We start from the raw sequence: 25,666 nt of genomic DNA, 5'->3' as shown, positions 1-25,666 counted from the left end.
CCGATGAGCCAAGACACGCTTCCGATCGATCATCTCGTTTTGCCGGTTACCGATATCGACCTAGCCCGCGAAAGGCTGGGCAAGCTGGGCTTTACCGTCGCGCCCGATGCCCGCCACCCCTTCGGCACGGAGAATGCCTGCGTTTTCTTTGCCGACAAAACCTATCTTGAGCCGCTCGGTGTCGCGAGCGTCGAGGAGAGCGAGGAGACGGCACGTGAGGGCAATGTCTTCACGGCCCGCAATCAGGCTTTCCGCTTCCGCTGCGGTAGCGAGGGACTGTCCGCCATCGCCTTCGCGACAGCGGATGCGAAGCATGAACATGCTCGATTCGTGAAGGGCAGCATCAGTGCTGGTTCTGTGCTACAGTTCGAACGCCCAGTGAAAATGCCGGATGGCACGGAAAGCATCGCCGGCTTCCGGCTTGCCTTCGCTGCCGACCTCCGGGCACCGGATTTCTTTCTCTTCGCTGTCGAGCGCATCAACCCGCTTCCAACCGATCGCAACGTGCTGGAGACCCACGCCAACGGCGTGACAGGCATTGCCGAGATCGCGCTCGGAGCCCCTGACCCGACAGCCTTCGGCGAGTTCGTTGGCTCGGCGGTAAAAGCCGCTTCTGCTGATGTCACGAGTTTCGGGCTGGAGGTCCCCACTGGAAACGCAAAGATCAGCCTGATGACCCCGCAGGGGCTGGAGGCCTATTTCGATCTGGCGACGCCGAATATCGATCGCGGCCTGCGCGGCCGGGCAATCCTCTTTGCCGTTGGCGATCTGGCCGTGACAGAAGCGCATTTGGCTGCTAACGGGGTGACCTATACACGCAAGGGCAACCGTATTCTGGTGAAGCCCGCGCCCGGTCAGGGCGTGCTCTTCGCTTTCGAGGAAACATCATGAGCTCCACTACCAATTCCGTTGTGACGGTCGGCGAGGGCGCCGGCAAAGTCACCTTCTCCAATGCCGCACGCCTGTCGCTGATTGCCGGCGCTTGCGAAATGGAAAGCCGCGACCATGCGTTCATGGTTGCCGGCACGTTGAAGGAACTGTGCACCAAGCTCGGCATCGGGCTCGTCTATAAGACCTCGTTCGACAAGGCGAACCGCTCTTCCTTGTCGAGCAAACGCGGTGTCGGCCTTGAGAAGGGGCTGGAGGTTTTTGCCGATCTCAAGAAGGAACTCGGCATTCCGGTTCTGACCGACATCCACACTGAAGAACAATGCGCCGAAGTGGGCAAGGTCGTCGACATCCTGCAGATACCGGCCTTCCTGTCTCGTCAGACAGATCTCCTGGTGGCTGCGGCAAAGACCGGTCGCGTTATCAACGTCAAGAAAGGCCAGTTCCTGGCGCCTTGGGATATGAAGAACGTGCTCGGCAAGCTAAACCAGAGCGGCAATCCGAACATCTTGCTCTGCGAGCGCGGCGCTTCCTTCGGTTACAATACGCTGGTCTCCGACATGCGTTCCCTGCCAATCATGGCAGCAACGGGCGCGCCCGTCATTTTCGACGCCACGCATTCCGTCCAGCAGCCTGGCGGGCAGGGGGAAACCTCCGGCGGAGAGCGGCAGTTCGTGGAGACGCTGGCCCGTGCAGCCGTGGCTGTCGGCGTAGCCGGTGTCTTTATCGAAACCCATCAGGACCCGGATAACGCGCCCTGTGACGGGCCGAACATGGTCTATCTCAAGGATATGCCACGGCTTCTCGAGAAGCTTCTCGCCTTCGACGCGATCGCCAAGGCCGCCTGAACGACAGGCAGCATCAGGCTGCCGCGCGGGACGGGCGCCTTTCCTCCAGTGCGAAGCGGGAGAGCATGCGCCCGAGATGGGACGCCTCGTTGCCGAGTTCCTGGCAGGCGGCGTTCGTCTCTTCGGCCATCGCCGCATTCTGCTGTGTCACCTGATCCATGCGGTTGACGGCAGCGTTGACCTCGACGAGCGCGACCGACTGTTCCGAAGACGAGCGCACGATCGCTTCGATCAGCGCCGTCACCTGCAGCACCTGGCGGTCTATATCGCCGAGTGCCTCACCGGTGCGGTTGACAAGTGCCACGCCCGCGGAAACCTGCCGCGACGACGTCTCGACGAGAAGCTTGATCTCCTTGGCGAGATTGGCGGAGCGGCCAGCGAGCTCGCGGACTTCCTGAGCGACGACGGCAAAGCCTTTCCCGGCGTCTCCGGCGCGTGCTGCCTCGACGCCTGCGTTGAGCGCCAAAAGATTGGTCTGAAAGGCGATCTCATCGATGGCGTTGATAATATCGCCGATCTTGACCGCTGATTCCTCGATTTTCTCCATCGCGGTAACCGCTTCGCGAACGATCTCGGCGGAATGCGCCGCACTCTCCTTCGTAGCCGACATCATCGCATTGGCTTCCTGGGCACGCTCCGAGGAGTTTTTCACCGTGACCGTGATCTGATCCAGCGCCGAAGCCGCCTGCTCGAGTGAGGTAGCCTGGCTCTCGGTGCGCTGTGCCAGATCATTGGTGCTGAGTGCGATTTCGCGCGAACTGTCGCCGACCGTATTCGTGGCGGCATAAATGTCCTTCATGGCATCGGAAAGAATGATGATGCTGGTATTGAAGGTCTCGCGAAGCTTTTCATAAGTGTTGGCGAACTGCTCGTCGAGACGCACGGTCAGGTCGCCGCGTGAAAGACGCTCCAGGCCGGCGCTCAGGCTCTCGATGACGCGCTGACGCGTGGCATTCTCCACGCTCTTCGATGCGTCGAGTTCGGCATCGCGGCGCATCTGTGCCTGCCGTTCCTCGTCCTGGTGCGCGCGGATGGCGTTCCGTTCTTCCGCCGATTCGCGAAAGACCGTGACTGCACGCGCCATTTCTCCGATTTCGTCGGATCGTCTGACATAGGGAACTTCGCGGGAATAGTCGCCGTTTGCGAGAACCGCCATGTAGTCGCGCATCGCCGATAGCGGCACGATCGCGCGCCGGCGGAACATGTAGAGCCCGGCAACGATGAGCACGAAGGAAAGCGCGGCGGCCGATAGTGTAACGGTGGAGAGCAGTTCCGTCTGTTCGGCAGCCTGCTTTTCGGCATCCGCCTGGAAGGCGTTCGCCATCGCCACGAGTTCGTTCACGGCCTTTTCGTGAACATGAAAATTCGTCGCAAGCTTGATGAGCGCCGGTTCTACGGCGGCCTTGTCGCCCTTGAGGATTGCAGGCACCGCCTCCTCATTCATGACTTGCCAGAAGGCGTCGCCCTTGACGAGAACGTCATCGAGAAGCTTGCGCTTGAGATCGGCGCTGAGCGGCGTTTCTGACCAGTATTTGCGGCGGTCTTCATAAGCCGGCTTCAGAACCGTTCGGATGCGTTCGATATTGGCCGTTGCCGAGGCCGGTTGCTCGACGGCTTCGAGCGCGAGCATGTAGGGTTCGATGACATAGAGCGGCGGCGGGAGAATATCGGCGACGAGATCCTTGCCATAGATGATCTGTTTATACATCAGTCCGTTCACGCGAAGCATGTTGAACGCGTAATTCTGCAAGCCGATGGAGGTCACCAGTCCGAGGATGACAACGGCACCGAAAATGGCAAGGCTGCGTGCAATATTAAGTTTCATCTGTGCCTCGTATGAAATGCCGCCAAGAGAGTCGATAAAATCCCGTACTGGTTGTTTTTGAGGGAAACCGCAGCTGCTCGTCCAAGCCGTTCCATATTTGCCCGAGCGGCTGGCATGACTGACTTTTGAGGGTCTCACTCAAGCTCTTAAAATTAGACTGGGATGGTTACCGAAGGCTGAAATCAAAGGGCGGGAAGCCGTCCAAAATTGGGGCTGTTGCAGGAATTTTCAGCCGTGGGTTGCTGCCGACGGCGGCGGCTTGCCAACATTCTGCCCGGATAAACAGTTTATCGTCTTTCGATGGGTGGGATATGCTGACCGGCGACTGCCGTTCCCTTCAAAACCCTGACATGATTGTGCTATAGGCCACGTCTGATGCGCTGCCTGAACGTGCAAAATTGCGGCATTGTAATTTGCGCACCTTCGATTAAGACGGTTTCAAACGATTTATCCACCCACCGAGCAGGAAAAAATCATGACTGCAATTACCGATATCATCGCCCGCGAGATTCTCGATAGCCGTGGTAACCCCACCGTCGAAGTCGATGTCTATCTCGAAGACGGCAGCATGGGCCGTGCGGCTGTTCCCTCGGGTGCTTCGACTGGCGCGCATGAAGCCGTCGAACTGCGTGACGGCGGCAAGCGCTACCTCGGCAAGGGTGTCGAAAAGGCCGTCGAAGCCGCCAACACCGAGATCTTCGACGCCATCGGCGGCATCGACGCCGAAAACCAGATCCAGATCGACAAGATCATGATCGAGCTCGACGGTACGCCGAACAAGTCGCGCCTCGGCGCTAACGCGATCCTCGGCGTTTCGCTCGCCGTTGCCAAGGCTGCCGCGGAAGCTTCCGGCCTGCCGCTCTACCGTTATGTCGGTGGCGCTTCGGCCAGCCTGCTGCCGGTTCCGATGATGAACATCATCAACGGTGGCGCGCATGCCGACAACCCGATCGATTTCCAGGAATTCATGATCCTGCCGGTTGGCGCAGACTCGATCCGTGAAGCCGTCCGCATGGGCTCGGAAGTCTTCCATACGCTGCGCAAGGAACTTGCCGCCCAGGGGCACAACACCAATGTCGGCGACGAAGGCGGTTTTGCACCGGGCCTGAAGAGCGCTCCGGAAGCCCTCGACTTCATCATGAAGTCGGTTGAGAAGGCCGGCTACAAGCCGGGCGAGGACATTTATCTCGGCCTCGATTGCGCCTCGACGGAATTCTTCAAGGACGGCAAGTATGTGATGGAAGGCGAAGGTCGCACGCTCGAACCGGGCGCAATGGCCGAATACCTCGCCGAACTCGTCGGCAAGTACCCGATCATTTCCGTCGAAGACGGCATGGCAGAAGACGATTGGGAAGGCTGGAAGACACTGACCGATCTCGTCGGCAAAAAGTGCCAGCTCGTCGGCGATGACCTGTTCGTCACCAACTCGGCTCGCCTGCGTGACGGTATCCGCATGGGCGTTGCCAACTCGATCCTCGTCAAGGTCAACCAGATCGGCTCGCTGACGGAAACGCTCGACGCCGTCAACACCGCGCACAAGGCAGCCTACACTGCCGTCATGTCGCACCGCTCGGGCGAAACGGAAGATTCCACGATCGCCGATCTCGCAGTTGCCACCAACTGCGGCCAGATCAAGACCGGCTCGCTGTCGCGCTCGGATCGCCTTGCCAAGTACAACCAGCTGATCCGCATCGAAGAAGGTCTCGGCCCGCAGGCTCAGTATGCCGGCCGCTCCATCATCCGCGGCTAATACGAACTGAAAAATCAGGCATTTGGAACCCGCGCTCCGGCGCGGGTTTTTTTGTTGAGTCTGCCCGTGATGGGCGTTGAGTCAACGAACGGTTAATCTCTGCGCGCTAAATTGAAACGATTGGTAATGCGTTAGAGCATGCGTGTATGTGGACAAAGCATCATAAGAAGAGAAAGACTGGCCGCTTCGTCATTCCGGCCATGACGGTCGCCTTCCTCTCCTATTTCGGTTATCATTGCATCCATGGTGACTATGGTCTGCGTGCGACGGAGGCGTTCGAGCGCCAGCGTGTTGCGCGTGAGAAGGAATTGGCTGTGCTGAAGGTCAAGCGTGAGCATCTGGAGGCGCAAGTGGCGCTCTTGAGTGATGGCTCGCTGGACAAGGATATGCTCGACGAAAAGGCGCGATATCAGCTCAATATGTCGCGCGCGGATGAGATTGTCATTTACAATCACTATCGCAATTAACCGAATTTCGGTTAATCAAAAATTCCTGTTATTTATCAATAATTTACCTGCGAATATGAGCCATGCAAATATGGCATTGCTGTGGTCATTTTTCTTCCCTATGGTACGCGCCACCCGAGAACCGATAAACCCATAGGGAGGGTTGAATGGCGTTGCGCAAAACCGCGACCGTTTCCAGCCGCAAAAACAGTGCGAAATCCGCAGCCAAGGCATCGAACGGTGGTCCTATCGCCGATTTCGATCGCGACGAGGAGCTGAAGGCCTATCGCGAGATGCTGCTCATCCGCCGTTTCGAGGAAAAGGCGGGCCAGCTTTACGGCATGGGCTTCATCGGTGGTTTCTGTCACCTTTACATCGGTCAGGAAGCTGTCGTCGTCGGCATGCAGATGGCGCAGAAGGAAGGCGATCAGGTCATCACCGCCTATCGCGACCACGGCCACATGCTGGCCACCGGCATGGAAGCACGCGGCGTCATGGCCGAGCTGACCGGCCGCCGCAACGGCTATTCCCACGGGAAGGGCGGTTCGATGCACATGTTCTCCAAGGAGAAGCATTTCTACGGCGGTCACGGCATCGTCGGCGCGCAGGTGTCGCTCGGCACCGGTCTCGCCTTCGCCAACAGGTATCGCGGCAACAACTCGGTCTCGATTGCCTATTTCGGCGACGGTGCTGCCAACCAGGGCCAGGTCTACGAGAGCTTCAACATGGCTGCTCTCTGGAAGCTGCCGATCGTCTATATCGTCGAAAACAACCGTTATGCTATGGGCACCTCGACGGCGCGCGCGACGGCTCAGTCGAACTATTCGCTTCGCGGTTCCGGCTTCGGTATTCCGGGCGTCCAGGTTGACGGCATGGACGTTCGTGCCGTCAAGGCTGCTGCCGATGAGGCGCTCGAGCACTGCCGCTCGGGCAAGGGCCCGATCATCCTTGAAATGCTGACCTATCGCTACCGCGGCCACTCCATGTCGGACCCGGCGAAGTACCGTACCAAGGAAGAAGTGCAGAAGATGCGCTCCGAGCAGGACCCGATCGAGCAGGTTCGCCTGCGCGTGATGGAAAAGGGCTGGGCAACCGAAGACGATCTGAAGGCGATCGACAAGGAAGTCCGCGATATCGTCGCCGACAGCGCCGATTTCGCCCAGGCCGATCCGGAGCCGGATGCATCCGAGCTCTACACTGACATTCTGCTCTAATCGGGGAGGGAACCCATGCCTATCGATATCCTCATGCCCGCCCTTTCTCCGACGATGGAAGAAGGCACACTGTCCAAGTGGCTCAAGAATGAAGGCGACAAGGTCACGTCCGGTGACGTGATCGCTGAAATCGAAACCGACAAGGCGACGATGGAAGTCGAAGCCGTCGATGAAGGCGTCATCGGCAAGCTGCTGGTTCCGGCCGGCACCGAAAACGTCAAGGTGAATGCCAAGATCGCTATCCTGCTGCAGGACGGCGAATCCGCCGACGCGATTTCCGCCGCGCCTGCTGCCGCTCAGCCAGCTCCGGCCGCTGCGGCACCTGTTGCCCAGGAAGAAAAGCCGGCGGCAGTTGCTCCGGTTCCGGCCGAGCCCAAGGCTTTCGTGCCGAACGATCCGGAAATCCCGGCCGGTACCGAGATGGTGTCGATGACGGTGCGCGAAGCGCTTCGCGACGCCATGGCCGAAGAAATGCGCGCCGATGACAACGTTTTCGTCATGGGCGAGGAAGTTGCCGAATATCAGGGCGCCTACAAGGTTACCCAGGGTCTTCTGCAGGAATTCGGCGCTCGCCGCGTCATCGACACCCCGATCACCGAGCACGGCTTTGCCGGCGTCGGTGTAGGCGCTGCGATGTCTGGGCTGAAGCCGATCGTCGAGTTCATGACCTTCAACTTCGCCATGCAGGCGATCGACCAGATCATCAACTCGGCTGCCAAGACGCTCTACATGTCCGGCGGCCAGATGGGTGCTCCGATCGTCTTCCGCGGCCCGAACGGCGCGGCTGCTCGCGTCGGCGCCCAGCACAGCCAGGATTACGCCGCCTGGTACAGCGCGATCCCCGGCCTGAAGGTCGTCATGCCCTACACGGCATCCGACGCCAAGGGTCTGCTCAAGGCCGCGATCCGCGATCCGAACCCGGTCGTCTTCCTCGAAAACGAAATTCTCTACGGTCAGCATTTCGATGTGCCTAAGCTCGATAATTTCGTTCTGCCGATCGGCAAGGCCCGCATCCACCGTCCGGGCAAGGATGTCACCGTCGTCTCCTTCGGCATCGGCATGACCTATGCCACGAAGGCGGTCGCCGAACTCGAAAAGCTCGGCATCGATGTCGAACTGATCGATCTGCGCACGCTTCGCCCGATGGATCTTCCGACCGTGATCGAATCGGTCAAGAAGACCGGCCGTCTGGTCACCGTCGAAGAAGGTTATCCGCAGAACTCCGTCGGCACCGAAATCGCCACCCGCGTCATGCAGCAGGCCTTCGATTACCTCGATGCGCCGATCCTGACGATTGCCGGCAAGGACGTTCCGATGCCTTACGCCGCCAACCTCGAGAAGCTCGCGCTTCCGAATGTCGGCGAAGTGGTCGATGCGGTGAAAGCCGTTTGCTACAAATAAGGGGAGGGCCTTTCGATGCCGATCAATATCACGATGCCCGCCCTCTCTCCGACCATGGAAGAAGGCAATCTGGCCAAGTGGCTGGTCAAGGAAGGCGATAAGGTCAAGTCCGGCGATGTGATCGCTGAGATCGAGACCGACAAGGCGACGATGGAAGTCGAAGCCATCGACGAAGGCACCGTCGCCAAGCTCGTCGTTCCGGCCGGCAGCGAAGGCGTGAAGGTCAACGCCCTGATCGCCGTTCTCGCCGCCGATGGCGAAGATGTCGCCGCCGCCGCCGCAAGCGGTGCCGGCTCCGCCTCTCCGGCGCCGAAGGCTGCAGCTGCTCCGGCACCAGCCGAAGCACCGAAGGCTGAGGCAGCACCCGCTCCGGCACCGGTGGCTCCGGCCGCTGCCCCGGCTGCCGCCTCCTCGGCTGGCGCGCGCACATTCTCGTCGCCGCTTGCTCGCCGTCTCGCCAAGGAAGCCGGTATCGATATTTCCGCCGTTGCCGGCACCGGTCCGCATGGCCGTGTCGTCAAGAGCGATGTCGAAGCGGCCGCTGCAGGTGGTGGCGCCAAGGCTGCTCCGGCTGCTGTCGCTGCCCCGCAGGCTGCTGCACCGGCTCCGGCCGCTGCCGCTCCGAAGGGTGCTTCGGATGAAGCCGTACTCAAACTCTTCGAGCCGGGCTCCTACGAGCTCGTGCCGCATGACGGCATGCGCAAGACGATTGCCCGTCGCCTCGTCGAATCCAAGCAGACCGTTCCGCACTTCTACGTTTCGGTCGATTGCGAACTCGACGCGCTGATGGCGCTGCGTGCCCAGCTGAACGACGCCGCTCCCCGCAAGGACGGCGCTCCAGCCTACAAGCTTTCGGTCAACGACATGGTCATCAAGGCCATGGCTTTGGCGCTGCGCGACATTCCGGATGCCAACGTCTCCTGGACCGAAAATGCCATGGTCAAGCACAAGCATGCCGATGTCGGCGTGGCTGTCTCGATCCCTGGCGGCCTGATCACCCCGATCGTCCGCAAGGCCGAGGAGAAGACGCTGTCGACCATCTCCAACGAGATGCGCGATCTCGGCAAGCGCGCGAAAGATCGCAAGCTGAAGCCTGAGGAATATCAGGGCGGCACGACCTCGGTCTCCAACATGGGCATGATGGGCGTGAAGAACTTCGCAGCCGTCATCAACCCGCCGCATGCGACCATCCTCGCAGTCGGCGCGGGTGAGCAGCGCGTTATCGTCAAGAACGGCGAAATGGCCATTGCGACGGTCATGACCGTGACGCTCTCGACTGACCATCGTTGCGTTGACGGTGCTCTCGGTGCTGAGCTGCTGCAGGCCTTCAAGGGCTACATCGAAAATCCGATGGGCATGCTGGTCTAAGCAGGACGCGGGAGGGCGGACATGACGAAGACTGTTCTTTGCTATGGTGACTCGCTGACTTGGGGCTATGACGCCGTCACGATCGGCCGTCATGCCTATGAGAACCGCTGGCCGAGCGTGCTTCAGGCAACGCTCGGGAGCGGAGTTCGCGTCATCGCGGAAGGCCTGAACGGCCGCACCACCGCCTTTGACGACCATCTTGCCGATTGCGATCGCAATGGCGCGCGTATTCTGCCGACTGTCCTGCAGACGCATGCGCCGCTCGATCTCGTCATCCTGCTGCTCGGCACCAACGACATGAAGCCGGTCGTTGCCGGCTCGGCCTTTGCCGCATGCCAGGGCATCGGCCGTCTGGTGCGCCTGATCCGCAATCATGCCTGGCCCTTCGAATTCGACGGGCCAGAGATCCTGATCGTGGCGCCGCCGGCAATCTGCGCGACGGGCAATGTGCCCTTCGCGGCATCGTTCCCCGGTGGTATCGAGGAATCGGCAAAGCTTCCGACGCTTTACCGTGACCTCGCCGATGAACTCGGCTGCGGCTTCTTCGACGGCAATTCCGTCGCCAGGACCACGCCGATCGACGGTATTCACCTCGATGCGGAGAATACGCGTGCGCTCGGTCGCGGCCTTGAGCCCATCGTGCGGATGATGCTGGGCCTCTGACGATGACTGCCTTTCTCGCTCTCCGACAGGCCTCCCGCCGGGATGCTTCGGAACTGGCGATACTGGCGGATATTGCTTCTCACGGCTTTGCCTCATGGCTCTGGTTTGCCGATGTCGCAAGCGGCATGAGCGATACGCCGCTGGAGCGAGGCCGGCTGAAGATGAGCGATGAGGCGCTCGGCGGCTGGAAGAATGCCGTCATCGGCGAGGCCTATGACGAGATCGCCGGAATGGCGATCGGTTATGAGGTGGATGAAGGCATACGTGATCTCGAAGCGCGGCATCCGGCCATAGAGCCGATGCTGGCGATGCAGAGATCGGTGATCGGACACTGGTTCATTGGCAGTCTCGCGGTCTATCGCCATATGCGCGGTATCGGCATCGGCAAGAGGCTTCTGGAAGATCAGCTCGCAAGGGCAGACGGGCTGCCGGTCAGCCTGATCACGTCGGATAGTAACGAAGCGGCTCTGTCGCTTTACAGAAGAAACGGATTTTCGGAAGCGGCGCGCATGAATGCCGTGCCGCTCTTCGATAACAGCAAAAAGCACGCATGGGTTCTCATGACCCGAGCGGGAGCGTAACAAAGGCAGGAAAGCAATGGCTCAATCCTACGACGTTATCGTCATCGGTTCCGGTCCCGGCGGCTATATCGCCGCCATCCGCGCCGCGCAGCTCGGCCTCAAGGTCGCCTGCGTCGAGCGCGAACATCTCGCCGGCATTTGCTCCAACTGGGGCTGCATTCCGACCAAGGCGCTGCTGCGCTCGGCTGACGTCCTGCATACCGCCCAGCACGGCAAGGATTACGGACTGGTGCTGGAAGGCACGATCAAGCCCGATATCAAGGCGATCGTCACCCGTTCGCGCGGTATTGCGCATCGCATGAACAACGGCGTCGGCTTCCTGTTCAAGAAGAACAAGGTCGATGTCATCTGGGGTGAGGCAAAGATAACCAAGCCCTCTTCTGGTTCGCAATTGGCCGAGATCGTGGTTTCCAAGACGACGAAAAAGCCGATGGAGCCGATGGGTCCGGTGCCGAAGAACGCGCTCGGCGAAGGCACCTATACAGCCAAGCACATCATCGTTGCGACCGGCGCCCGTCCACGCGCGCTGCCGGGCATCGAGCCGGATGGTAAGCTCATCTGGACCTATTTCGAGGCAATGAAGGCCGACGAACTGCCGAAGTCTCTGCTCGTCATGGGCTCGGGCGCAATCGGCATTGAATTTGCAAGCTTCTATCGCACCATGGGCGTCGACGTCACTGTCGTTGAAATCATGAGCCAGGTCATGCCGGTCGAGGATGTGGAAATCTCCGCTCTCGCCAAGAAGCAGTTCGAGCGTCAGGGCATGAAGATCCATCTGGAGGCCAAGGTCGCCAAGGTGGAGAAGGGCGCAAACTCGATCACTGCCACCATCGAGAAGAAGGATGGCACGACGGAAACGATCACCGCAGACCGCATGATCTCGGCCGTCGGCGTGCAGGCCAATGTCGAAGGCATCGGTCTCGAGGCTGTCGGCGTGAAGACCGATCGTGGCTTCATCGTCATCGACGGCTATGGCAAGACCAATGTGCCCGGCATCTACGCGATCGGCGACGTTGCCGGCCCGCCGCTGCTGGCCCACAAGGCCGAGCATGAAGGCGTCGTCTGTGTCGAGAAGATTGCCGGTCTGCCGAACGTTCATCCGATGGACAAGCTGAAGATCCCGGGCTGCACCTATTGCAACCCGCAGGTCGCATCTGTCGGTCTCACCGAAGCAAAGGCCAAGGAGCTGGGCCGCGATATCCGCGTTGGCCGCTTCCCCTTCAGCGCCAACGGCAAGGCTGTCGCGCTCGGCGAAGACCAGGGTCTGGTCAAGACGATCTTCGACAAGAAGACCGGCGAACTGCTCGGCGCCCACATGGTCGGCGCCGAAGTCACCGAACTCATCCAGGGCTTCGTGGTCGCCATGAACCTGGAGACGACGGAAGAAGAACTGATGCACACGATCTTCCCGCATCCGACCATTTCGGAGACGATGAAGGAAAGCGTGCTGGATGCTTACGGTCGCGTTCTGAACGCTTGATAATTTCCTTGTGCGCCCTCTATCCCCGGCGTGGCGGAGCGCCATCGCCCGGGATGGAAAATCCATTCCCCTCCCGGGGTGGAAAAAACGAAAGGAAATCATCATGTCTATGAGCACGCAGTCGCTTCTCGTCTTTCTGCTGATCGGTCTGGTCGCGGGTTTCCTCGCAAGCCTGGTCGTTGGCGGGGGCGGATTGATACGGTGCCTGCTCAGCGGCATCATCGGCGCGTTCGTGGGCGGTTTTTTGTTCAATGCATTGGGGATTTCTCTGGGCATTGAAAATGCATTGGTGGTTCAGATCATCCACGCCACTGTCGGCGCCATTGTCGTGGTGCTGATCGCAAGGGCGATAGCGTAGGGTAAAGACAGGATGGAAGGCATCGGCTGGATTTCGGCAATCATCGTCGGCGGACTTGCGGGCTGGCTCGCGGGCAAGCTGATGGAAGCGCGTTATGGCATCTTGCTGAACATCGTGCTCGGCATTGTCGGTTCGGTCGTCGCCACGGCCATCCTGGCGCAGTTCCATATCGAGGTCGCCGGCGGCAGGCTCGGCTATTTCGTGACGGGTTTTATCGGCGCCTGCCTGCTGATATTCCTCGCGCGCCTGGTACGAAGATAAAGCGCGAAGATAGAGCGCATGACCGTTCAGATCGAGAGATTTGAACAAAGGAATGATGCGCAATATGACAATCCGGGCCGCATGGGCGGCGGAAAGTTGAACTGACATGGTCACCATTCTCGACACGATCAATCCAGACGCAAAGCGCGTACGCCATCCGGAAAAGGCGCATCGCCCGGATACGGAAGTGCTGCGCAAGCCGGACTGGATTCGTGTGAAGGCGCCGAACTCGAAAGGCTACGCCGAAACCCGCTCGATCGTGAAGGAGCACAAGCTCGTCACCGTCTGCGAAGAAGCGGGCTGCCCGAATATCGGCGAGTGCTGGGACAAGAAGCACGCCACCTTCATGATCATGGGCGAGATCTGTACGCGCGCCTGCGCCTTCTGCAACGTCGCGACCGGCAAGCCGAACGCACTCGACATGGCCGAGCCGGAAAACGTCGCCAAGGCCGTCAAGCAGATGGGCCTGAGCCACGTCGTCATCACCTCCGTAGACCGTGACGATCTGGAAGATGGCGGCGCCGAGCATTTCGAAAAGGTCATCTGGGCAATCCGCGCCGCTTCGCCGATGACGACGATCGAAATCCTGACGCCCGACTTCCTGAAGAAACCCGGTGCGCTGGAACGCGTTGTTGCTGCCAAGCCCGACGTCTTCAACCACAATATGGAAACCGTCGCTGGCAACTATCTCACGGTTCGCCCGGGCGCCCGCTACTTCCATTCCATCCGCCTGCTGCAGCGCGTGAAGGAGCTCGATCCCACCATGTTCACCAAGTCCGGCATCATGGTCGGCCTCGGCGAGGAGCGGAACGAAGTTCTCCAACTCATGGACGACCTGCGCACTGCCGATGTCGACTTCCTGACGATCGGCCAGTATCTGCAGCCGACCCGCAAGCACCACAAGGTCGAGAGCTTCGTCACGCCGGAAGAGTTCAAGTCCTATGAGACGGTCGCTTACACCAAGGGCTTCCTGATGGTCGCTTCCAGCCCGCTGACCCGTTCCTCGCACCATGCCGGCGACGACTTCGCCCGCCTGAAGGCTGCGCGCGAGAAGAAGCTGCTGATGGCTGCCGAGTAAGAGCGTGCCCCTTGTGTTTAATAGGACCGCGGTGATTTTCGCCGCGGTTTTTCTTTGCTCGCGTCATTGTCATCATCAGGTCACGCGAAGCAGCTAGCCAGCACGCCGCTCTTCGCAACAGATCGGTCCGCGAAGGCGATCCTGTCGAAAGCGAGTTTGCCATGCATCAAGTGACGACGTCGCCTGAATCCGTGCGTGCAGTCTCCATTGCCGAAGCTGCCACCATTATTCCCCATGCCGAGCGCATCCTGATCTTCGGCTGCTCCGGCACCGGCAAGTCGACGCTTGCCCAGGCGCTCGCGCGCCGATTCGGACTGACTTACGTCTCTATGGATCGCGACATCTTCTGGCTGCCCGGCTGGAAACTGCGTCCGCGAGAGGAATCCGTTCAGCGTATCCGCGATGCCGTTGCCGGCGAACGCTGGATCATGGACGGCAACAACCCAAGCACATTGCCGATCCGCCTGGCGCGCGCCGATATGGTGCTCTGGCGCCGCCCGCCGCGCAGCGTTTCCGTGCGCAGCGTGCTCGGGCGTTGGTGGAAATATCGCGGTCAGACCCGGCCGGAAATGGCACCGGGATGCCCAGAGCGGATCGACTTGCAATTCCTGCAATACATCTGGACTTTCGAAAAGCGGGAAGCGCCGAAATTCGCGGCGATGCTGGCGGGCCATGGCCACGGCATCCCGGTTCTGACGCTCAAGTCCTTCCGAGAGAGCGACGAACTGCTGTCCAGACTGCCGGCTGTAAACGAGTAAGAAGGAGCTCGCGATGGAACGGCAATCGGACGAGGCAATCAACTATGTCGACGATGCCTTTGCCGCCGGGCAGATTCGTGACGCGAGACGCATCTTGGTCATCGGTTGCTCGGGCGGCGGCAAGTCGACGCTTGCTCAGAAACTGGCGAGCCATTTCGACCTGACCTATCTCGCGATCGACCGCGATATCCTCTGGCTGCCGGGCTGGGTGGAACGCAGCAGGGAGGAGCAGCGTCAGCGGATCGTCGAAAGGATTGCCGGCGAGCGCTGGATCATGGATGGCACCAATCCGTCCACTTTCGATATCCGCCTGCCGCGCACCGATATCGTCATCTGGGTGCGGATGCCGCGCCTGCTTTGCGTCTGGGGAGTTGTGACCCGCTGGCTGAAGCACATCGGCCGCACGCGCCCGGAAATGGCGCCGGGTTGCATCGAAAAGGTCGACTGGCAATTTCTCGAGTTCATCTGGACTTTCGAGAAGAAGTTCGCGCCGCGAGTGACCTCTGCGATTGCTGCCCATGGGCCGCATGTACCGGTTTTGAAGGTGAAATCCCGCCGCCAGATGCGCGCGCTTCTTGATCTTCTCCGCGTGCCGGCTTAACTGCGCTTCATGCCGCAATTCGAAACGCATCGCCCTGTCCCGCACACGCCCGACCAGATGTTCGACCTCGTCGCAGATGTCGAGCGGTATCCGCAATTCTTGCCGCTCTGCGAAGCCCTGTCGGTGAAGAGCCGCAAGGAGCGCGACAGCAAGGAACTGCTGATCGCCGACATGACGGTCGGCTACAAGGCGATCCGCGAAACCTTCACGACCCAGGTCCTGCTCGACAGGGCCGAGCGCGTCATCGACGTCAAATATATCGACGGCCCGTTCCGCTACCTCGACAACCGCTGGCGGTTCGTCGAGGCGGAAGGCGGCGGCTGTACGGTCGATTTCTTCATCGACTATGAGTTCAAGAGCCGCATTCTCGGCGCGCTCATGGGGTCAATGTTCGACAGGGCTTTCCGCATGTTCACGGACGCCTTCGAAAAACGGGCGGCAACGATCTACGGCTGATAGTCAGCGATCGAAGAAATGGTCGAAGATCTGCGTCGCAGGATAGGCGTAGGAGCCACGGTCGATGAAGCTGTAGCGATAGAGGCAGCCTCTGAGTGCCGCGTTGTAGAGCAGGCTGGTGGTATCAGGCGATCCGCGATAGCCCAGCGCTTCCGGCTGGCAACGGCGGAGCGCATGGTCGTATTTGCGCAGCAAAACGGGATCGGAATCCACCCGCACGCCACCATTAACCTGATAGTTGGATGGTGCTTCAGCCRCCGAAACGCAGGCCAGGCTCAAGACGACACCGATGCATGCCAAGTATCTCATTTGACCGTTCCTTCAAAACCGGTTCTTGCCTACACGCGGCAGAAACTGAAATTCCTGCGTTTTGTTCCTTCACTCAATATCACACAATTTCAATAACCATTTGAAGTGCCGTCCGGATTGTTGCCAGGCGGATTTCCGTGCGGCCAATGTCGCCGTAAAGCATCTTCCGATGGATAAGCTTACCCGAGCGCGATTTCGCCGCAAGATGCACCAGCCCGACTGGCTTTTCCGGGGATCCGCCGCTGGGTCCGGCGATGCCTGTCACAGCGACCGCAAGGTCGGCGCGCGAGCGGAAGAGGGCGCCATGCACCATCTGCCGGGCCGTCTCCTCTGAAACCGCGCCGAAACGGATTAGCGTCTCTTCCTGCACGCCAAGCATCTGCATCTTGGCCACATTCGTATAGGTCACGAAGCCACGGTCGACGACAGCGGACGATCCCGAAATTTCCGTGAGCGCGCCGGCAATCAGTCCGCCGGTGCAGGACTCTGCCGTCGACACCATCAGACCCGCAGCCGTGAAATTGTGGATGATGTTTTCCGCCATCGAAGTAATATCTGCGGGAAACAGGCTCATCGCTTCTTGCCTCCATAGACGACGGTTGCCGTTGCGATAGCGGCGATCCCCTCGCGGCGGCCGACGAAGCCGATCGTCTCGTTGGTGGTGGCTTTCACCGAGCAGCGCTCGATGTCGATACCGAGGAATTCCGAAAGATTGGCGCGCATGGCTTCACGATGTGGCCCGACCTTCGGCGCCTCTGCAATCAGCGAGACGTCTGCATTGGTGATGGTGCCGCCATGATCGCGCACGATCTTTGCTGCATGTTCGATGAAGATGCGGGAAGGGGCACCCTTCCATTGCGGATCGGATGGCGGGAAATGATCGCCGATGTCTCCGGCGCCGCAGGTGGCAAGCAGTGCATCCGTCAGGGCATGCAGCGCAACATCGGCATCCGAATGGCCTTTGAGCTTCTGATCATGCGGAATGAAGACGCCGCAGAGCGTTACACCGTCGCCGGGCTCGAGCTGATGCACATCATAACCGTTGCCGGTGCGCACATCCGGGATACGGGCGTTTGAGAGCTTGTCGTCGGCCATGGCTATATCGCTTCTGACTGTCAGCTTGACGTTGGTCGGTGCGCCTTCGACGATGGTTACAGGAATACCGAGCCACTCGGCGATTGATGCATCGTCGGTGAAATCCGTCCTGCCGCTGGCGGCAGCCTTCTCATGCGCCTCGAGAATGGTGGCGAAATCGAAGGATTGCGGCGTCTGGGCCGCATAGAGCTGATCGCGCGGGATGGTCTTGACCACGATCCCGTCGCTGCCGGCCTGCTTCAGCGTATCAGCGACCGGCGTTGCCGGAAGAACCGCGGGCGCACCGGCCGAAAGCGTATCGGCGATCCGGTCGAGAAGCTGGTGATCGACGAAGGGGCGCACCGCGTCGTGGATCAGCACGTGGCTGATGCCCTTGTCCCTAAGGTGTCGCAGGCCCGCCAGCACCGACTGCTGACGGGTCGCGCCGCCATGAACGGTCTCGATCGGCGTTGCGGAGATAACGTGCCGGGATGCTCTGGCAAAAAGCGCTTCGTCATCGGGGTGGATGACGACGACGATGTGCGTTGCCGCTTCCCATGTCATGAAGTTTTCAAGCGTATGAACGATAACCGGCTTGCCGCCGACCATCCGGTACTGCTTGGGGCCTTCCTCGTGTGATCCGGCGCGTTCACCGCGGCCCGCCGCAACGACGACAATTCCAGCCGATATCGGTTGCTTAGTATGCATTTGCAGCATAAATCCCTGAAATATGCGGAATGGATGTCAGTTGCTCTATCGTCTTGCTCGGACCTTTTCCAGCATTTGCCCAAAAAATATCAATTCGGTCTCGACCCTCTTGGCAAGCCGTAGAACTATGGCTAAAAATAATGCAGTTACATGGTGTGCCTGAAAGATAATCATTTGATTTCCAAGGACCTCGCAGCGCCTTTCCGAATCGGACCCGTGTCCGTGCGGAACCGCGTTGTGCTTGCGCCGATGTCGGGTGTCACGGACATGCCGTTCCGCGAACTTGCCTGGCGCCATGGCGCAGGCCTCGTTGTCACCGAAATGGTAGCAAGCCGGGAACTGGTGAATGATACCGCCGAATCCTGGGCGCGCCTGCGGGCTGCCGGTTTCCGTCCGCATATGGTGCAGCTCGCCGGTCGTGAGGCGCACTGGATGGCCGAAGCCGCCAAGATCGCTGCTGATCATGGCGCCGATATCATCGACATCAACATGGGCTGCCCGGCCAAGAAGGTCATCGGCGGTTATTCCGGTTCGGCGCTGATGCGCGATCCGGATCATGCGCTTGAACTCATCGAGGCGACCGTCAAGGCAGTCGATATCCCGGTCACGCTGAAGATGCGCCTCGGCTGGGACGAGAATTCCATCAACGCACCACATATTGCCAAGCGCGCCGAAGAGACTGGCGTCCAGCTCATCACCATCCACGGCCGCACCCGCATGCAGTTCTATGAGGGCAGGGCGGACTGGGATGCCATCCGTCCCGTGCGCGATGTCATTTCCGTGCCGCTGATCGCCAATGGCGATGTTGAAACGGCTGAGGATGCACAGGAGATCCTGCGCCGCTCGGGCGCCGATGCTGTCATGATCGGCCGCGGCAGCCAGGGCAGGCCGTGGCACGCCGGTGTTCTGGCAGGTGCCCGCGAACCCGGGTGTGAGGAGATCGCGGCCATTGCCGTCGAGCACTATCGCATGATGCTGGAATTTTATGGCGAGGCCGTTGCCGTCAGGCACGCCCGCAAACATCTCGGATGGTATCTGGAGCGCTTCGCGCCGGATCTTCCGGGCGAGCAAAAGGCTGTGATCATGACATCGCGCGATCCTGATGATGTGATTGCCCGCTTCGGCGATGCGATAGCGACAGGTGCGGTAGAGCGGCGGGAGGCGGCATGAGCACGGACAGCACAGCTTCTTCCGAGAATCCGGTCAACGCTATGGCAATGGCGGTGCTGAACGCCATCCAGAACCCCGTCGTCATGGTGGATGAGGGCGGTTTCATCGTTTTTGCGAACTGGGAAGCCGAGGCCTTCTTTGGCGCCAGCGCTGCGCATCTCTCCCGCTACCGCATCTCGACCTTTATTCCCTTCGGCAGCCCGCTTCTGGCGCTGATCGATCAGGTGCGCGAACGCAAGGCGCCGGTCAACGAATACCGCGTCGATTTGAGCTCGCCGCGCCTCGGCCAGGACAAGCTCGTCGATCTCTATGTTGCGCCTGTCATTGCGGAGCCGGGCTCGGTCGTTGTCGTCTTCCAGGAGCGGTCGATGGCAGACAAGATCGACCGGCAGCTGACACATCGCGCGGCCGCCCGCTCGGTCACGGGTCTCGCCTCCATGCTCGCACATGAGATCAAGAACCCGCTCTCCGGTATCCGCGGCGCTGCCCAGCTTCTCGAACAGTCCGTCATCGATGACGACCGCGCCCTGACGCGGCTGATCTGCGACGAGACGGATCGCATCGTCTCGCTGGTCGATCGCATGGAAGTCTTTTCCGACGAGCGCCCGGTCGACCGCGTGCCGGTCAATATCCATTCCGTGCTCGATCATGTGAAGGCCGTTGCCAAGGCAGGCTTTGCCCGCAATATCCGCGTGACCGAGAATTACGACCCGTCGCTGCCGGCCGTCTACGCCAATCGCGACCAACTCGTGCAGGTCTTCCTCAACCTGGTGAAGAACGCTGCCGAAGCGGTCGGCGACCGTCCTGATGGCGAGATCATCCTGACCACGGCCTACCGCCCCGGTATCCGTCTCTCGGTCGCCGGCACGCGCGAGAAAATCTCGCTGCCGCTGGAATTCTGCGTCATCGACAATGGTCCAGGCGTACCGACGGACCTCTTGCCGCATCTCTTCGATCCCTTCATCACCACCAAGCCGAATGGCAGCGGTCTCGGCCTCGCCCTGGTTGCCAAGATCATCGGCGATCATGGCGGCATCATCGAATGCGACACCCAGAACAACCGCACGATTTTTCGCGTCCTCATGCCGGCCTCCAAGGATGCCTCGCTTGATGACGCCGCTATTGCAAGCTCGACAGGACCCAATCGATGACAGCTACGATCCTCGTTGCCGATGATGATGCGGCCATCCGCACGGTGCTCAATCAGGCCTTGAGCCGCGCCGGTTACGATGTGCGCATTACTTCCAATGCCGCGACGCTGTGGCGCTGGGTTTCAGCCGGCGAGGGCGATCTCGTCGTGACCGACGTCGTCATGCCGGATGAGAATGCCTTCGACCTTCTTCCCCGCATCAAGAAGGCGCGGCCGGACCTGCCCGTTCTCGTCATGAGCGCGCAGAACACCTTCATGACGGCAATCAAGGCGTCGGAAAAGGGCGCCTATGACTACCTGCCCAAGCCCTTCGACCTGACGGAGCTGATCGGTATCATCAGCCGGGCGCTCGCCGAACCGAAGAGAAAGCCGGCCAAGCTCGACGACGACACACAGGACGGCATGCCGCTCGTCGGCCGCTCGGCGGCGATGCAGGAAATCTATCGCGTTCTCGCTCGTCTCATGCTGACGGACCTGACGCTGATGATCACCGGCGAATCCGGCACCGGTAAGGAGCTCGTCGCCCGCGCGCTGCATGATTACGGCAAGCGCCGCAACGGCCCCTTCGTGGCCATCAACATGGCGGCCATCCCGCGTGACCTTATCGAGTCCGAGCTCTTCGGCCACGAGAAGGGCGCCTTCACCGGCGCACAGACCCGCTCCACCGGCCGTTTCGAACAGGCTGAAGGCGGCACGCTTTTCCTCGATGAAATCGGCGACATGCCGATGGATGCCCAGACGCGTCTTCTGCGCGTTCTGCAGCAGGGCGAATATACGACCGTCGGCGGCCGCACGCCGATCCGCACCGATGTGCGAATCGTTGCCGCGACCAACAAGGATCTGAAGCAGGCGATCAATCAGGGCCTCTTCCGCGAAGACCTCTACTATCGCCTCAATGTCGTGCCGCTACGCCTGCCGCCGTTGCGCGACCGTGCGGAGGATATTCCCGATCTCGTCCGCCATTTCGTCCAGCAGGCCGAAAAGGAAGGCCTCGGCTCCAAGCGCTTCGATCAGGAAGCGCTGGAACTGATGAAGGCCTATGCCTGGCCGGGCAACGTGCGCGAGCTGGAAAACCTCATCCGCCGCCTGATGGCGCTTTATCCACAGGATGTCATCACCCGCGAAATCATCGATGCCGAGCTTCGCTCTGATGTTCCCGATAGCCCGATCGACAAGGGTCCGATCCGCAGCGGTTCGATGACCATTGCCCAGGCGGTCGAGGAGAATATGCGCAGCTATTTCGCCAGTTTCGGCGAAAACCTGCCGCCGCCCGGCCTGTATGACCGCGTACTGACGGAAATGGAGTATCCGTTAATACTTGCGGCATTGACGGCTACCCGTGGCAACCAGATCAAGGCTGCCGATTTGCTGGGTCTGAACCGCAATACGCTGCGCAAAAAGATCCGCGAACTCGGCGTTTCCGTCTACAGAAGCTCGCGTACAGCCTGACCTTCGACCTTGACATTGTGGCGAAGTGCGTTGCATTTTCGCCACAATGCGTTGCTTAAAGGTCACGCATAGGGTTTGGACATTCGCCCACGATCGAGTCGTTTGAACGCCGGTTTTTCGCAAACCGGCGTTGGTTGGGCTTCTCGTTGGGCGCGACGGCATTGCCGTTCGAAGAGAGGCTGAATGGACGAAGAAGGGGCATCGCCGGAAACGGCGAACGAGGCGGTGACAACGGTGACCGATCGTCGTGCCCTGTTTGCCGTACCCGGTCTGGTGCTTGCCGGCGGCGCGTTRGTCTGCGCAACCGTCACGCTCTTTGTGCTGCTCGGCGTAACGCCGATTGCCCCGACCTCTCATGTCGTCATCGGCTCCGTCGTCATCAATTCCTTTTTCGTCCTCGGCCTGATCGCGCTGATCGGTCGCGAAGTTGCGCGGCTTTTCAAGGCCCGCACGCGCGGCCGCGCCGCTGCACGCCTGCACATCCGGATCGTCGTGCTCTTCTCGATCGTCGCGATCACGCCAGCGATCCTTGTTGCGATCTTTGCCAGTATCACGCTGAACGCAGGCCTCGACCGCTGGTTTGCGCTCCGAACCCAGGCGATCGTCAGTTCGTCCCGCAATATCGGTCAGGCCTACATGCTGGAAAACGCCAGCTATCTGCAGGGCCAGACGGTTTCGATGGCAAACGATCTCGAGCGTAACCGCGCTCTCTACAGCCTGGACAAGACCGGCTTCGGCGAGCTGATGACCCGTCAGGCAAGGGGCCGCGGCCTGCTCGGCGCCTTCCTTGTCGAGCGCGATGGCTCGGTCGTCGTCCAGGCGGACATCGCCACGGAAAAACCGCTACCCGCCATCCCGCAGGATGCGCTGGAAAAGGCGGCCGCCGGTCAGCCGACGCTGATCCCGCCCGGTGTGACCAACCTTGTCGGCGCCATCATCCGGCTCGAGTCGATCCCCGGAACCTTCCTCTATACGGTGCGCGCAGTTGACCCCAAGGTCATGAATGCCATGCGCATGATGGAGGAGAACGCCACCGAATACCGTTCGATGGAAGCCGGCCGAGTCTCGCTGCAGATCGCCTTTGCAGTGCTCTACATCGGCTTTGCTCTGATCGTGCTGCTCGCGGCGATCTGGACCGCAATTGCGGTTGCCGACCGTATCGTGCGGCCGATCCGCCTGCTGATCACCGCTGCAGACAGCGTCGCATCCGGCAATATGGATATCGTCGTGCCCGTTCATGCTGTCGATGGCGACGTTGCCAGCCTGTCGCGCACCTTCAACAAGATGATCTCGGAAATCCGCACGCAGCGCGACGAGATCCTCGAAGCGAAGGACGAGGTAGACGATCGCCGCCGCTTCATCGAGGCCGTGCTCTCGGGTGTCACCGCCGCCGTCATTGGCGTTGAGCAGGATCGGCGCATCACCATCGTCAACAGTTCAGCCGAGGCGCTGATGGCGCTGCATGCCGATGAATTGCTTGGCAAGCAGCTGTCGGAAGTAGCGCCCGAAGTGGATCAGGTGCTGACGGAAGCCGCCTCACGCTATCGTGGCGACTTCCGCAAGCAGATCGCGCTGGTGCGTGGCGGTACAGTGCGCACGCTGAGCGTCCAGGTGACGCGCGAGGAAGTGCGCGATCTGAGTGAATCCTACGTCATCACGCTCGATGACATCACCGATCTCGTCATTGCCCAACGCTCCACCGCCTGGGGCGATGTCGCCCGCCGCATCGCTCACGAAATCAAAAATCCGCTGACGCCGATCCAGCTGTCGGCCGAGCGTATTCAACGTCGTTACGGCAAGCAGATCGACGAGAACGATCGCGCCGTTTTCGACCAGTGCACGGACACGATCATCCGCCAGGTCGGCGATATCGGCCGCATGGTCGATGAATTCTCCGCATTTGCCCGCATGCCGAAGCCGACCAAGGAACCAAGCGATCTGCGTGCTATCCTCCACGATGCGATTTTCCTGCGCGAGATGGGCAATAACCATATCGGCTTCCAGCAGGAACTCGGCGAGGAGCGGCTGGAAGGCATGTTCGACAGCCGCATGCTGGGTCAGGCCTTCGGTAATCTCATCAAGAACGCCGTGGAAGCAATCGAGGCCGTGCCGAGCGAGGAACGCGAAGCGCGCAAGATCCTCGTCCACGCCTCTCTGGATGAGGCGCGTGACCGCTTCACCGTCGATATCATCGACAATGGCCGCGGCCTGCCTGTCGAGAACCGCCACAGCATTCTGGAACCCTATACGACCATGCGCGAGAAGGGCACCGGCCTCGGCCTCGCCATCGTCAAAAAGATCATCGAAGAACATGGCGGGCAGCTCGAACTGCACGATGCACCCGCAGATTTTGACCAGGGAAGAGGGGCCATGATCCGCGTGCATCTACCACGCCGGGATGTGGCCGCTGCCCCGTCAGCCAGTGACAAGGAAAGCGTTTATGGCCTCTGATATTCTCGTCGTCGACGATGAGCATGACATTCGCGAGATCGTTGCCGGTATCCTGTCGGATGAGGGTCACGAAACCCGCATGGCGCATGACAGCGACAGCGCGCTGGCGGCAATTTCCGATCGCGTGCCGCGTCTCGTCTTCCTCGATATCTGGATGCAGGGCAGCAAGCTCGACGGTCTCTCGCTTCTCGACGAGATCAGGACGCGCCATCCCGAGCTTCCCGTGGTGATGATTTCCGGCCACGGCAATATCGAGACGGCTGTCTCGGCCATCAAGCGCGGCGCCTTCGACTTCATCGAAAAGCCGTTCAAGGCCGACCGCCTGATCCTGATTGCCGAGCGCGCGCTGGAAAATTCCAAGCTGAAGCGCGAAAACGTCGAATTGAAGCGCCGCGCCGGCGATGCGCTGGAGCTGATCGGCACCTCGGTCGCCGTTTCGCAACTGCGCCAGACGATCGAAAAGGTCGCGCCCACCAATAGCCGCATTATGATCTTCGGCGCATCCGGCTCCGGCAAGGAGCTGGTGGCGCGTATGATCCATAAGAAGTCGACGCGCGCCAACGGCCCCTTCGTGGCGCTCAATGCCGCCAACATCACGCCCGATCGCATGGAAGTGGCGCTGTTCGGCACCGAGGGCGCCCCGGGGCAGGCACGCAAGATCGGCGCGCTGGAAGAGGCCCATCGCGGCATCCTCTATCTCGACGAAGTCGGCGAAATGCCGCGTGAGACGCAGAACAAGATCCTGCGCGTGCTGGTCGATCAGCAGTTCGAGCGTGTCGGCGGCTCCAAGCGGGTGAAGGTCGATGTGCGCATCATTTCCTCGACCGCCTATAATCTGGAAAGCCGCATCGCCGAGGGCTGGTTCCGCGAGGATCTCTATCATCGCCTGGCGGTGGTGCCGGTGCGCGTGCCGCAGCTTGCTGAGCGCCGTGAGGACATTCCATTCCTCGTCGACCAGCTCATGCGCCAGATTTCCGAACAAGCCGGCATCCGGCCGCGCCGCATCGGTGATGACGCCATGGCTGTGCTGCAGGCCCATGACTGGCCGGGCAATATCCGCCAGCTCCGCAACAATATCGAGCGGCTGATGATCCTTGCCCGCACCGACGGTCCGGATGCGCCGATCACCGCAGACATGCTGCCGACCGATCTCGGCGACATGCTGCCGAAGGTCTCGGCCAAGAATGATTATCACATCATGACGCTGCCGCTGCGCGAAGCCCGCGAGATGTTCGAGAAGGATTACCTGATCGCCCAGATCAACCGCTTCGGCGGCAACATCTCGCGCACGGCGGAATTCGTCGGCATGGAACGCTCGGCGTTGCACCGCAAACTAAAGTCACTCGGCGTCTGATTTTTTTCCGGCGCGGGCTCAAGTC

General features: G+C 60.6%; 25 protein-coding genes. 21 read left to right on the top strand and 4 right to left on the bottom strand.

The window, feature by feature from the left end; all coding sequences use genetic code 11:
- The first annotated feature begins 3 nt into the window (after window positions 1–3).
- On the top strand, window positions 4–891 hold the full coding sequence (locus AC1DM5_RS03080; protein WP_477823467.1) for a VOC family protein: 888 nt from the start codon (window positions 4–6) through the stop codon (window positions 889–891).
- Window positions 888–1,736 carry a 3-deoxy-8-phosphooctulonate synthase gene (gene kdsA, locus AC1DM5_RS03075; RefSeq protein WP_007822434.1) on the top strand — a complete coding sequence of 283 codons (849 nt, stop codon included), beginning with the start codon at window positions 888–890 and terminating at the stop codon, window positions 1,734–1,736. The genes AC1DM5_RS03080 and kdsA overlap by 4 nt, the downstream gene beginning before the upstream one ends.
- Window positions 1,737–1,749: 13 nt before the next feature.
- On the opposite strand, the gene AC1DM5_RS03070 is transcribed toward kdsA, so the two are convergent.
- The gene (locus tag AC1DM5_RS03070) at window positions 1,750–3,561 is read right to left on the bottom strand and encodes a methyl-accepting chemotaxis protein (RefSeq protein WP_477974566.1); all 1,812 of its coding nucleotides are present in this window, start codon (window positions 3,559–3,561) and stop codon (window positions 1,750–1,752) included.
- 475 nt (window positions 3,562–4,036) lie between these two features.
- On the opposite strand from AC1DM5_RS03070, the gene eno reads away from it, so the two are divergent.
- The 14 genes from eno to AC1DM5_RS03000 all read left to right on the top strand — a co-directional run bounded on the left by eno (window position 4,037) and on the right by AC1DM5_RS03000 (window position 15,976).
- Complete coding sequence (gene eno / locus AC1DM5_RS03065; RefSeq protein ID WP_037106212.1) at window positions 4,037–5,311, top strand: phosphopyruvate hydratase; 1,275 nt, start codon at window positions 4,037–4,039, stop codon at window positions 5,309–5,311.
- A 146-nt stretch (window positions 5,312–5,457) separates the two neighbouring features.
- On the top strand, window positions 5,458–5,778 hold the full coding sequence (locus AC1DM5_RS03060; protein ID WP_007822443.1) for an FtsB family cell division protein: 321 nt from the start codon (window positions 5,458–5,460) through the stop codon (window positions 5,776–5,778).
- A gap of 146 nt (window positions 5,779–5,924) precedes the next feature.
- A complete protein-coding gene (pdhA, locus tag AC1DM5_RS03055; protein ID WP_477822546.1) occupies window positions 5,925–6,971 on the top strand; it encodes a pyruvate dehydrogenase (acetyl-transferring) E1 component subunit alpha in 1,047 nt (348 codons plus the stop codon).
- 15 nt (window positions 6,972–6,986) lie between these two features.
- Window positions 6,987–8,372, top strand: a complete 1,386-nt coding sequence (locus AC1DM5_RS03050; protein WP_477822545.1) for a pyruvate dehydrogenase complex E1 component subunit beta — start codon at window positions 6,987–6,989, stop codon at window positions 8,370–8,372.
- Window positions 8,373–8,387: 15 nt separating this feature from the next.
- A complete protein-coding gene (locus AC1DM5_RS03045) occupies window positions 8,388–9,740 on the top strand; it encodes a pyruvate dehydrogenase complex dihydrolipoamide acetyltransferase (RefSeq protein WP_477822544.1) in 1,353 nt (450 codons plus the stop codon).
- Between the two features lie 21 nt (window positions 9,741–9,761).
- Window positions 9,762–10,403: an SGNH/GDSL hydrolase family protein gene (locus AC1DM5_RS03040; RefSeq protein ID WP_477822543.1), complete on the top strand. Its 642-nt coding sequence runs from the start codon at window positions 9,762–9,764 to the stop codon at window positions 10,401–10,403.
- Window positions 10,404–10,405: 2 nt separating this feature from the next.
- Window positions 10,406–10,984: a GNAT family N-acetyltransferase gene (locus AC1DM5_RS03035; protein WP_477822542.1), complete on the top strand. Its 579-nt coding sequence runs from the start codon at window positions 10,406–10,408 to the stop codon at window positions 10,982–10,984.
- 16 nt (window positions 10,985–11,000) lie between these two features.
- Entirely contained in the window at window positions 11,001–12,464 is a 1,464-nt protein-coding gene (lpdA, locus tag AC1DM5_RS03030; protein WP_477974564.1) for a dihydrolipoyl dehydrogenase, read from the top strand.
- A gap of 103 nt (window positions 12,465–12,567) precedes the next feature.
- The gene (locus AC1DM5_RS03025; RefSeq protein ID WP_113325300.1) at window positions 12,568–12,822 is read left to right on the top strand and encodes a GlsB/YeaQ/YmgE family stress response membrane protein; all 255 of its coding nucleotides are present in this window, start codon (window positions 12,568–12,570) and stop codon (window positions 12,820–12,822) included.
- Between the two features lie 12 nt (window positions 12,823–12,834).
- On the top strand, window positions 12,835–13,083 hold the full coding sequence (locus AC1DM5_RS03020; RefSeq protein ID WP_192727189.1) for a GlsB/YeaQ/YmgE family stress response membrane protein: 249 nt from the start codon (window positions 12,835–12,837) through the stop codon (window positions 13,081–13,083).
- A gap of 106 nt (window positions 13,084–13,189) precedes the next feature.
- Window positions 13,190–14,161: a lipoyl synthase gene (lipA, locus tag AC1DM5_RS03015; RefSeq protein WP_477822540.1), complete on the top strand. Its 972-nt coding sequence runs from the start codon at window positions 13,190–13,192 to the stop codon at window positions 14,159–14,161.
- A gap of 161 nt (window positions 14,162–14,322) precedes the next feature.
- A complete protein-coding gene (locus AC1DM5_RS03010) occupies window positions 14,323–14,919 on the top strand; it encodes an AAA family ATPase (RefSeq protein ID WP_477822539.1) in 597 nt (198 codons plus the stop codon).
- Window positions 14,920–14,932: 13 nt separating this feature from the next.
- Window positions 14,933–15,520, top strand: coding sequence for a P-loop NTPase family protein (locus AC1DM5_RS03005; RefSeq protein WP_477822538.1), 588 nt, complete (start codon window positions 14,933–14,935; stop codon window positions 15,518–15,520).
- A gap of 9 nt (window positions 15,521–15,529) precedes the next feature.
- Window positions 15,530–15,976, top strand: coding sequence for a type II toxin-antitoxin system RatA family toxin (locus AC1DM5_RS03000; RefSeq protein ID WP_477822537.1), 447 nt, complete (start codon window positions 15,530–15,532; stop codon window positions 15,974–15,976).
- A 3-nt stretch (window positions 15,977–15,979) separates the two neighbouring features.
- Here AC1DM5_RS03000 and AC1DM5_RS02995 read toward each other — a convergent pair whose 3' ends face one another.
- The 3 genes from AC1DM5_RS02995 to AC1DM5_RS02985 form a co-directional block, all read right to left on the bottom strand.
- Window positions 15,980–16,285, bottom strand: a complete 306-nt coding sequence (locus tag AC1DM5_RS02995) for a hypothetical protein (protein ID WP_477974562.1) — start codon at window positions 16,283–16,285, stop codon at window positions 15,980–15,982.
- A 79-nt stretch (window positions 16,286–16,364) separates the two neighbouring features.
- Entirely contained in the window at window positions 16,365–16,859 is a 495-nt protein-coding gene (locus tag AC1DM5_RS02990; RefSeq protein ID WP_477822536.1) for a CinA family protein, read from the bottom strand.
- Window positions 16,856–18,076 carry a bifunctional 2-C-methyl-D-erythritol 4-phosphate cytidylyltransferase/2-C-methyl-D-erythritol 2,4-cyclodiphosphate synthase gene (locus tag AC1DM5_RS02985; protein WP_477822535.1) on the bottom strand — a complete coding sequence of 407 codons (1,221 nt, stop codon included), beginning with the start codon at window positions 18,074–18,076 and terminating at the stop codon, window positions 16,856–16,858. The genes AC1DM5_RS02990 and AC1DM5_RS02985 overlap by 4 nt, the downstream gene beginning before the upstream one ends.
- A gap of 141 nt (window positions 18,077–18,217) precedes the next feature.
- On the opposite strand from AC1DM5_RS02985, the gene dusB reads away from it, so the two are divergent.
- The 5 genes from dusB (at window position 18,218) to ntrX (ending at window position 25,641) form a co-directional block, all read left to right on the top strand.
- Complete coding sequence (dusB, locus tag AC1DM5_RS02980) at window positions 18,218–19,237, top strand: tRNA dihydrouridine synthase DusB (RefSeq protein WP_477974560.1); 1,020 nt, start codon at window positions 18,218–18,220, stop codon at window positions 19,235–19,237.
- Window positions 19,234–20,388 (top strand): two-component system sensor histidine kinase NtrB, encoded by a 1,155-nt coding sequence (locus AC1DM5_RS02975; RefSeq protein ID WP_477822533.1) that lies wholly within the window; start codon window positions 19,234–19,236, stop codon window positions 20,386–20,388. The genes dusB and AC1DM5_RS02975 overlap by 4 nt, the downstream gene beginning before the upstream one ends.
- Window positions 20,385–21,836, top strand: a complete 1,452-nt coding sequence (ntrC, locus tag AC1DM5_RS02970) for a nitrogen regulation protein NR(I) (RefSeq protein ID WP_007822475.1) — start codon at window positions 20,385–20,387, stop codon at window positions 21,834–21,836. Before AC1DM5_RS02975 ends, ntrC begins: the two co-directional genes overlap by 4 nt.
- A gap of 183 nt (window positions 21,837–22,019) precedes the next feature.
- On the top strand, window positions 22,020–24,287 hold the full coding sequence (locus AC1DM5_RS02965) for a sensor histidine kinase NtrY-like (protein WP_477822532.1): 2,268 nt from the start codon (window positions 22,020–22,022) through the stop codon (window positions 24,285–24,287).
- Window positions 24,277–25,641 carry a nitrogen assimilation response regulator NtrX gene (gene ntrX / locus AC1DM5_RS02960; RefSeq protein WP_007822479.1) on the top strand — a complete coding sequence of 455 codons (1,365 nt, stop codon included), beginning with the start codon at window positions 24,277–24,279 and terminating at the stop codon, window positions 25,639–25,641. Before AC1DM5_RS02965 ends, ntrX begins: the two co-directional genes overlap by 11 nt.
- The last annotated feature ends 25 nt before the right edge of the window (window positions 25,642–25,666 follow it).

The sequence above is a fragment of the Rhizobium sp. 01T437 genome (assembly GCF_056398505.1).
Note: the sequence above shows the minus strand (reverse complement) of the source record. Positions and strands in the feature narration are given on the sequence as shown.

Excerpts from the sequence above, each read along its gene's own strand:
- pdhA (WP_477822546.1), top strand. The coding sequence starts at position 5,925 with ATGGCGTTGCGCAAAACCGCGACCGTTTCCAGCCGCAAAAACAGTGCG.
- AC1DM5_RS03050 (WP_477822545.1), top strand. The coding sequence starts at position 6,987 with ATGCCTATCGATATCCTCATGCCCGCCCTTTCTCCGACGATGGAAGAA.
- lipA (WP_477822540.1), top strand. The coding sequence starts at position 13,190 with ATGGTCACCATTCTCGACACGATCAATCCAGACGCAAAGCGCGTACGC.
- ntrC (WP_007822475.1), top strand. The coding sequence starts at position 20,385 with ATGACAGCTACGATCCTCGTTGCCGATGATGATGCGGCCATCCGCACG.
- AC1DM5_RS03025 (WP_113325300.1), top strand. The coding sequence starts at position 12,568 with ATGTCTATGAGCACGCAGTCGCTTCTCGTCTTTCTGCTGATCGGTCTG.
- AC1DM5_RS03040 (WP_477822543.1), top strand. The coding sequence starts at position 9,762 with ATGACGAAGACTGTTCTTTGCTATGGTGACTCGCTGACTTGGGGCTAT.
- AC1DM5_RS03020 (WP_192727189.1), top strand. The coding sequence starts at position 12,835 with ATGGAAGGCATCGGCTGGATTTCGGCAATCATCGTCGGCGGACTTGCG.
- AC1DM5_RS03080 (WP_477823467.1), top strand. The coding sequence starts at position 4 with ATGAGCCAAGACACGCTTCCGATCGATCATCTCGTTTTGCCGGTTACC.
- ntrX (WP_007822479.1), top strand. The coding sequence starts at position 24,277 with ATGGCCTCTGATATTCTCGTCGTCGACGATGAGCATGACATTCGCGAG.
- AC1DM5_RS03070 (WP_477974566.1), bottom strand. The coding sequence starts at position 3,561 with ATGAAACTTAATATTGCACGCAGCCTTGCCATTTTCGGTGCCGTTGTC.
- AC1DM5_RS03045 (WP_477822544.1), top strand. The coding sequence starts at position 8,388 with ATGCCGATCAATATCACGATGCCCGCCCTCTCTCCGACCATGGAAGAA.
- AC1DM5_RS03060 (WP_007822443.1), top strand. The coding sequence starts at position 5,458 with ATGTGGACAAAGCATCATAAGAAGAGAAAGACTGGCCGCTTCGTCATT.
- AC1DM5_RS02985 (WP_477822535.1), bottom strand. The coding sequence starts at position 18,076 with ATGCTGCAAATGCATACTAAGCAACCGATATCGGCTGGAATTGTCGTC.
- dusB (WP_477974560.1), top strand. The coding sequence starts at position 18,218 with ATGGTGTGCCTGAAAGATAATCATTTGATTTCCAAGGACCTCGCAGCG.
- AC1DM5_RS03000 (WP_477822537.1), top strand. The coding sequence starts at position 15,530 with ATGCCGCAATTCGAAACGCATCGCCCTGTCCCGCACACGCCCGACCAG.
- lpdA (WP_477974564.1), top strand. The coding sequence starts at position 11,001 with ATGGCTCAATCCTACGACGTTATCGTCATCGGTTCCGGTCCCGGCGGC.
- AC1DM5_RS03005 (WP_477822538.1), top strand. The coding sequence starts at position 14,933 with ATGGAACGGCAATCGGACGAGGCAATCAACTATGTCGACGATGCCTTT.
- eno (WP_037106212.1), top strand. The coding sequence starts at position 4,037 with ATGACTGCAATTACCGATATCATCGCCCGCGAGATTCTCGATAGCCGT.
- kdsA (WP_007822434.1), top strand. The coding sequence starts at position 888 with ATGAGCTCCACTACCAATTCCGTTGTGACGGTCGGCGAGGGCGCCGGC.
- AC1DM5_RS03010 (WP_477822539.1), top strand. The coding sequence starts at position 14,323 with ATGCATCAAGTGACGACGTCGCCTGAATCCGTGCGTGCAGTCTCCATT.
- AC1DM5_RS03035 (WP_477822542.1), top strand. The coding sequence starts at position 10,406 with ATGACTGCCTTTCTCGCTCTCCGACAGGCCTCCCGCCGGGATGCTTCG.
- AC1DM5_RS02990 (WP_477822536.1), bottom strand. The coding sequence starts at position 16,859 with ATGAGCCTGTTTCCCGCAGATATTACTTCGATGGCGGAAAACATCATC.
- AC1DM5_RS02975 (WP_477822533.1), top strand. The coding sequence starts at position 19,234 with ATGAGCACGGACAGCACAGCTTCTTCCGAGAATCCGGTCAACGCTATG.